This is a genomic window from Neisseria shayeganii 871 (assembly GCF_000226875.1).
In the GTDB taxonomy this organism is placed as follows: domain Bacteria; phylum Pseudomonadota; class Gammaproteobacteria; order Burkholderiales; family Neisseriaceae; genus Eikenella; species Eikenella shayeganii.
Genome location: NZ_JH164926.1, coordinates 139,213 through 145,639 on the forward strand (window position 1 = coordinate 139,213; position 6,427 = coordinate 145,639).

The following is a 6,427-nucleotide window of genomic DNA, read 5'->3' on the forward strand; positions in this document are numbered from 1 at the left end:
CTCTAGCAACCCACACTGAAAAATTATGCGCTTCATTCATACGGATTTTGGGCAGCAGGGCAAGTTATTAAAGGACGAAGGATACAACAAACACCTGCAATCTACCGTTTTGATTTTGGCTCCGTAGGGATGGGAGGCTTGTAAAAAAACATTCACGTTAATTTTTAAATAAAACAATCTATTATTTGTATGGAGGAGGTGCTTGCCGGCCAATGGGCCAAGGTAGGGCGGGCATTTATATTTCACGCATTTTGGGTTATGATGCGCGGTGCTGCCGGAACCTGTTTATAGTCTGTCTGAAGGCCTTGTTTCGCGTGCCTATCTGTTCTGCAGGCAGACCACAAACAGGTTCTCATGCCCCCGATTAGAAAAATTTAACCTGCCCTGACAAAAGGAAACCACCATGTTAGAAGCCTACCGCAAAGCTGCCGCAGAGCGCGAAGCCCTCGGTATCCCCGCTCTTCCCCTCTCCGCGCAGCAAACCGCCGATTTGGTTGAATTGCTGAAAAATCCGCCCGCCGGCGAAGGCGAGTTTTTGGTTGACCTGCTGGCCAACCGCGTGCCGCCCGGCGTGGACGACGCTTCCAAAGTCAAAGCCTCTTTCCTGGCCGCTGTGGCCGAAGGCAGCGTACAAAGCCCGCTGATTTCCCCCGAATACGCCACCAAACTGCTGGGCACCATGCTCGGCGGTTACAACATCCATCCGCTGATCGAGTTGTTGGACAACGACAAACTGGCCCCCATTGCCGCCGAAGGCTTGAAACACACCTTGCTGATGTTCGATTCTTTCCACGACGTGCAGGAAAAAGCCGAAAAAGGCAATGCACACGCCAAAGCCGTTTTGGAATCTTGGGCCAACGCCGAATGGTTCACTTCGCGCGACAAAGTGCCGGAAAAAATCACCGTTACCGTCTTCAAAGTGGACGGTGAAACCAATACCGACGACCTCTCTCCCGCGCCCGACGCCTGGAGCCGCCCCGACATTCCGCTGCACGCCTTGGCCATGCTGAAAAACCCGCGTGACGGCATCCACCCCGACAAACCCGGTGAAATCGGCCCCATCAAGCTGCTGGAAGAACTGAAAGCCAAAGGCCACCCCGTTGCTTATGTCGGCGACGTAGTGGGCACCGGCTCTTCCCGCAAATCCGCCACCAACTCCGTCATCTGGCATACCGGTTTGGACATTCCGTTCGTGCCGAACAAACGCTACGGCGGCGTATGCTTGGGCGGCAAAATCGCACCGATTTTCTTCAACACCCAAGAAGACTCCGGCGCCTTGCCGATTGAGGTGGATGTATCGCAACTGAACATGGGCGATGTGGTCGATATCCTGCCTTACGAAGGCAAGATTGTGAAAAACGGCGAAACCGTTGCCGAATTCCAATTGAAATCACAAGTGTTGCTGGACGAAGTACAAGCCGGCGGCCGGATTAACCTGATCATCGGCCGCGGCCTGACCGCCAAAGCCCGTGAAGCTTTGGGCTTGCCCGCCTCTACCGAATTCCGCCTGCCGCAAGCGCCTGCCGAAAGCAATGCCGGCTTTACCTTGGCGCAAAAAATGGTCGGCCGCGCCTGCGGCCTGCCCGAAGGCCAAGGCGTGCGCCCCGGCACTTACTGCGAACCGCGCATGACCACCGTGGGTTCTCAAGACACCACCGGCCCGATGACCCGCGACGAATTGAAAGACTTGGCTTGCTTGGGCTTCTCCGCCGACTTGGTGATGCAGTCTTTCTGCCATACCGCCGCTTATCCGAAACCGGTAGACGTAAAAACCCATAAAGAGTTGCCTGAATTTATTTCTACCCGCGGCGGCGTGTCTCTGCGTCCGGGCGACGGCGTGATCCACTCATGGCTGAACCGCTTACTGCTGCCCGATACTGTCGGCACCGGTGGCGACTCGCACACCCGCTTCCCCTTAGGCATTTCCTTCCCGGCCGGCTCCGGCTTGGTGGCCTTTGCCGCCGCCACCGGCGTCATGCCTTTGGATATGCCTGAGTCCGTATTGGTGCGTTTCAGCGGCAAACTGCAGCCGGGCGTGACCCTGCGCGACTTGGTCAATGCCATTCCGCTGTACGCCATCAAACAAGGTTTGCTGACCGTGGCCAAAGCCGGCAAGAAAAACATCTTCTCCGGCCGCATTTTGGAAATCGAAGGTCTGCCCGATTTGAAAGTGGAGCAAGCGTTTGAATTGTCAGACGCCTCTGCCGAGCGTTCTGCCGCCGGCTGTACCGTGAAGCTCAATAAAGAGCCGATCATCGAGTACATGAAGTCCAATGTGGTCTTGATGAAAAACATGATTGCCGACGGCTACAAAGATCCGCGCACACTGGAACGCCGCATCAAAGCCATGGAAGCTTGGCTGGCCGATCCGCAGCTCTTGGAAGCCGACAAAGACGCGGAATACGCCGCCGTGATCGACATCAATATGGACGACATCAAAGAGCCCATCATTGCCTGCCCGAACGATCCGGACGACGTGTGCTTCATGTCTGAAAAATCCGGCACCGTGATCGATGAAGTGTTCATCGGTTCGTGCATGACCAACATCGGCCACTTCCGTGCGGCTTCCAAGTTGTTGGAAGGCAAGAGCGATATTCCGGTGCGCCTGTGGGTGGCTCCACCGACCAAGATGGATGCGCAAGAGTTGACCAACGAAGGCCACTACGGTGTGTTGGGCCGCGCCGGTGCGCGTATGGAAATGCCGGGCTGCTCATTGTGCATGGGTAATCAAGCGCAAGTGCGCGAAGGCGCTACCGTGATGTCCACTTCCACCCGCAACTTTCCGAACCGTTTGGGTAAAAACACCAATGTGTTCTTGGGTTCTGCGGAGCTGGCGGCCATTTGCTCGAAGCTGGGCAAAATCCCCACTATTGAGGAATACCAAGCCAATATCGGCATCATCAACGAGCAAGGCGACCAAATCTACCGCTACATGAACTTCAACGAAATCGACAGCTACAACCAAGTGGCCGAGAGCGTGAACGTTTAAGCAGCAGGGCCTGTTTTCAGGTAGCCTCATCAGGGCTACCTGAACAGAAAAAAGCGGCATTTGCCGCTTTTTTTATCGCCAGCGGATAGGCAACTGATGCGCTTGCCGCTTGGACCATCCGTACCATGCGCCGATAATCGACAGCCACAAGAAAAGGCTACCTGAAACCTTTTGGCTGGGCGGTAAACCCGCCTTGCCCGTTTTCAGGTAGCCTTTCGGCTGATTGGTCGTGCCGTGCTTACATGCGTGCGATCATGGCTTTGCCGAATTCGGAGCAGGATACTTCGTTGGCGCCGTCCATCAGGCGGGCGAAATCGTAGGTGACCTGTTTGTCGCCGATGGCTTTTTCCATCGCTTCAATCACCAAGTCGGCCGCTTCTTTCCAGCCCAGGTGGCGCAGCATCATTTCGGCGGACAGAATCAGCGAACCGGGGTTCACTTTGTCTTGGCCGGCGTATTTCGGTGCGGTGCCGTGGGTGGCTTCGAAAATTGCGTATTGGTCGGAAATATTGGCGCCGGGGGCAATGCCGATGCCGCCCACTTGCGCGGCCAGGGCGTCGGAAATGTAGTCGCCGTTCAGGTTGAGGGTGGCGATCACGCTGTATTCGGCCGGACGCAGCAGGATTTGCTGCAGGAAGGCGTCGGCAATGGCGTCTTTCACGACGATGTCTTTGCCGGTTTTCGGGTTTTTGAATGTGCACCATGGACCGCCGTCAATCGGCTGGGCGCCGAATTCTTTTTGCGCCAGCTCGTAGCCCCAGTCGCGGAAGCCGCCCTCGGTAAATTTCATGATGTTGCCCTTGTGTACCAAGGTCACGCTGGGCTTGTCATTGTCGATGGCGTATTGGATGGCGGCGCGCACCAGGCGTTGGGTGCCTTCTTTGGATACGGGTTTCACGCCGATGCCGGAAGTTTGCGGGAAGCGGATTTTCTTCACGCCCATTTCGTTTTGCAAAAACTCAATGACTTTCTTGCCGTTTTCGCTTTCGGCTTCCCATTCGATACCGGCATAGATGTCTTCGGTGTTTTCACGGAAGATGACCATATCGGTTTTGCTCGGGTCTTTCAGCGGAGAGGGGACGCCGTTGAAGTAGCGCACGGGACGCACGCATTGGTAAAGGTCCAGCTCTTGACGCAGGGCCACGTTCAGGGAACGGATGCCGCCGCCCACGGGGGTGGTCATCGGGCCTTTGATGGAAACGGAGTATTCTTTCAGGGCTTCCAAGGTTTCTTCGGGCAGCCAAACGTTGTCGCCGTAAACGCGGGTGGCTTTTTCGCCGGCATACACTTCCATCCAGTGGATTTTTTTCGCGCCGCCGTAGGCTTTCTCTACCGCTGCGTCGATCACATCAATCATGACCGGGGTGATGTCTACACCGATGCCGTCGCCTTCGATGAAGGGGATGATGGGGTTGTTGGGGATGGCTTGGCCGGGAACGATTTTTTTGGCCTTCGGTAGGCACTTTGATGTGACTCATGGCGTCTCCTGTGATGGGTTGCTTGTTCTGAATCGGAGTTTCGGGCAAACGCTCGAAACGGACGGCGCATTATCCTAGATTTCGCGGGCGAATGCCACCGTTTTGCGCCGGTCGGGGCGGGTTTCAGGTAGCCCGCCGGGCGGCTTAAACCACGTCGAAACCGCCGTCTTCCACGGCTTCGATCAGAGCCTGCTCCGAAGTTGCGGCGGGGTCGAAAGTGACCACGGCCTGCTTCTGCTCGTAGCTTACGTCTGCCTGCTGCACGCCCGGCACGGCCTGCAGGATTTTGGCCACGCTTTTGGCACAGCCGCCGCAGGTCATGCCTTCGATATTCAAAGTTGAAGTTTGCATCATTATCCTTTCCAATTTGCTGTCAACATAAACGCTGGCGGTGTTCAGGCTACCTGAAAAGCCGTCAGCCCTCTCCGCTCAGGAAGACCGGTTTGTCCTGCCGGTCGTGCGGCAGAATCAGGTTCAGCAGCACGGCGGTGATGCCGCCGGCCGCAATCGCATTACGGAACACTTCCGGCAGCATTTTAAACACATCCGGCTCGAATGCCACGCCCAAACCGATGCCCACCGCCGTGGCGGCAATCACCGCTTCGCGGCGGTTGATGCCGTGGGTCATGATGATGCGCACGCCGGCCATGGCAATCAGGCCGAACATCAGCACCATGGCGCCGCCCAATACCGGAGAGGGGATGGTGGTGAAGGCGCGGCCGACCACCGGAAACAGGCCGAACAGCACCAAAATCGTGGCGATGAATTTGCCCACGTGGCGGGAAGCCACGCCGGTCATTTGGATCACGCCGTTGTTTTGGGCAAAAGTGGTCAGCGGCAGGGAACCGAGCGCGGTGGCAATCACCGACACCAAACCGTCGGCAAACACGCCGCCGCGCAGACGCTTTTGAAAGGTTTCGCCTTCGTAGGGCTGGCCGGATACCATGGCGGTGGCGGTCAGGTCGCCCACGGCTTCAAACACGCTGAGCAGATAAATGGTGCCGGCCACCAAAAAGGCGGTCCAATCAAAAGCGAAACCGTATTTGAACGGTGTGGGAACGGTTACCAATGGCACGTCTTTTAAAGCGGAAAAATCCACCATGCCCATTAGCAGGGCAGCAATATAGCCGGCAATCAGGCCCACGGCGATGCCGCTCATGCGCAGGAAGGGATTGCGCATACAGTTGAACAGCAGCACCACCACCAAAACAAAAGCGGCCAAGCCGATATTGCGCAGCGAGCCGAAGTCTTCCGTGCCTTTGGCGCCGAAACCGCCGCCGAAATCGATGATGCCGATGTGGATCAGGCTCAGGCCGATGAGCAGCACCACCACGCCGCTGACGGTGGGGGTGATCACCCGCTTCAGATAAGGCAACACCCAAGCTGCACCACACACCAAGAATGCGCCCACAAAAGACACCCCCAACAGGGTGGAAATCATGGCGTTTTCATCCAGACCGCCTTCACGCATCGATATGCCCAAAGAAATCATTACGCCGACAAAAGAAAAGTTGACCGACTGAATCGACAACATGCCGGAACCTACCGGCCCGAAGCGGTTGACCTGCAAAAAGGTGCCGATGCCGGAAGCCACCATGGCCATTGACACCAAATAAGCCGTCATTTCCACCGGCAGTTGGAGCGCCCCGCCCACAATCAGGGCCGGGGTGACCATGGGCACAAAAATCGCCAGCAGGTGAGTCACGGCGCTGATTAAGGCATTCAAAAAAGGAGGTTTGTCTTCCAAGCGATAGACCAAATCGGCCTCGGCGCTGGGTTTGGTTTCGGCATCGGCCATAATGAAAATCCAGTAAAGAAAGTGTGAAAATTAAGGGGCGTAAATTTTACTCAATCTTTAGAGGTATTAAAAGCCATTCTGTATATACAGATAAAACCAAGATAAAACTTGATGTTACTTATAAACGCATGCCCTATTTATTTTAATAGTAATAATTATCTT

At 55.9% G+C, this 6,427-nt stretch carries 3 protein-coding genes and 1 pseudogene; 1 reads left to right on the top strand and 3 read right to left on the bottom strand.

Annotated features, from left to right (window positions below; all coding sequences use genetic code 11):
- Positions 1-403: 403 nt before the first annotated feature.
- Positions 404-2,989 carry a bifunctional aconitate hydratase 2/2-methylisocitrate dehydratase gene (gene acnB / locus HMPREF9371_RS00625; protein WP_009117841.1) on the top strand — a complete coding sequence of 862 codons (2,586 nt, stop codon included), beginning with the start codon at positions 404-406 and terminating at the stop codon, positions 2,987-2,989.
- Between the two features lie 238 nt (positions 2,990-3,227).
- On the opposite strand, the pseudogene icd reads toward acnB, so the two are convergent.
- From icd to HMPREF9371_RS00640, 3 genes and pseudogenes are all read right to left on the bottom strand, one after another.
- Positions 3,228-4,467 (bottom strand): annotated as a pseudogene (gene icd / locus HMPREF9371_RS00630) (NADP-dependent isocitrate dehydrogenase).
- Between the two features lie 144 nt (positions 4,468-4,611).
- Complete coding sequence (locus HMPREF9371_RS00635; protein ID WP_040660567.1) at positions 4,612-4,818, bottom strand: heavy-metal-associated domain-containing protein; 207 nt, start codon at positions 4,816-4,818, stop codon at positions 4,612-4,614.
- Between the two features lie 64 nt (positions 4,819-4,882).
- Positions 4,883-6,265 (bottom strand): nucleobase:cation symporter-2 family protein, encoded by a 1,383-nt coding sequence (locus HMPREF9371_RS00640; RefSeq protein ID WP_009117845.1) that lies wholly within the window; start codon positions 6,263-6,265, stop codon positions 4,883-4,885.
- Between the last annotated feature and the right edge of the window lie 162 nt (positions 6,266-6,427).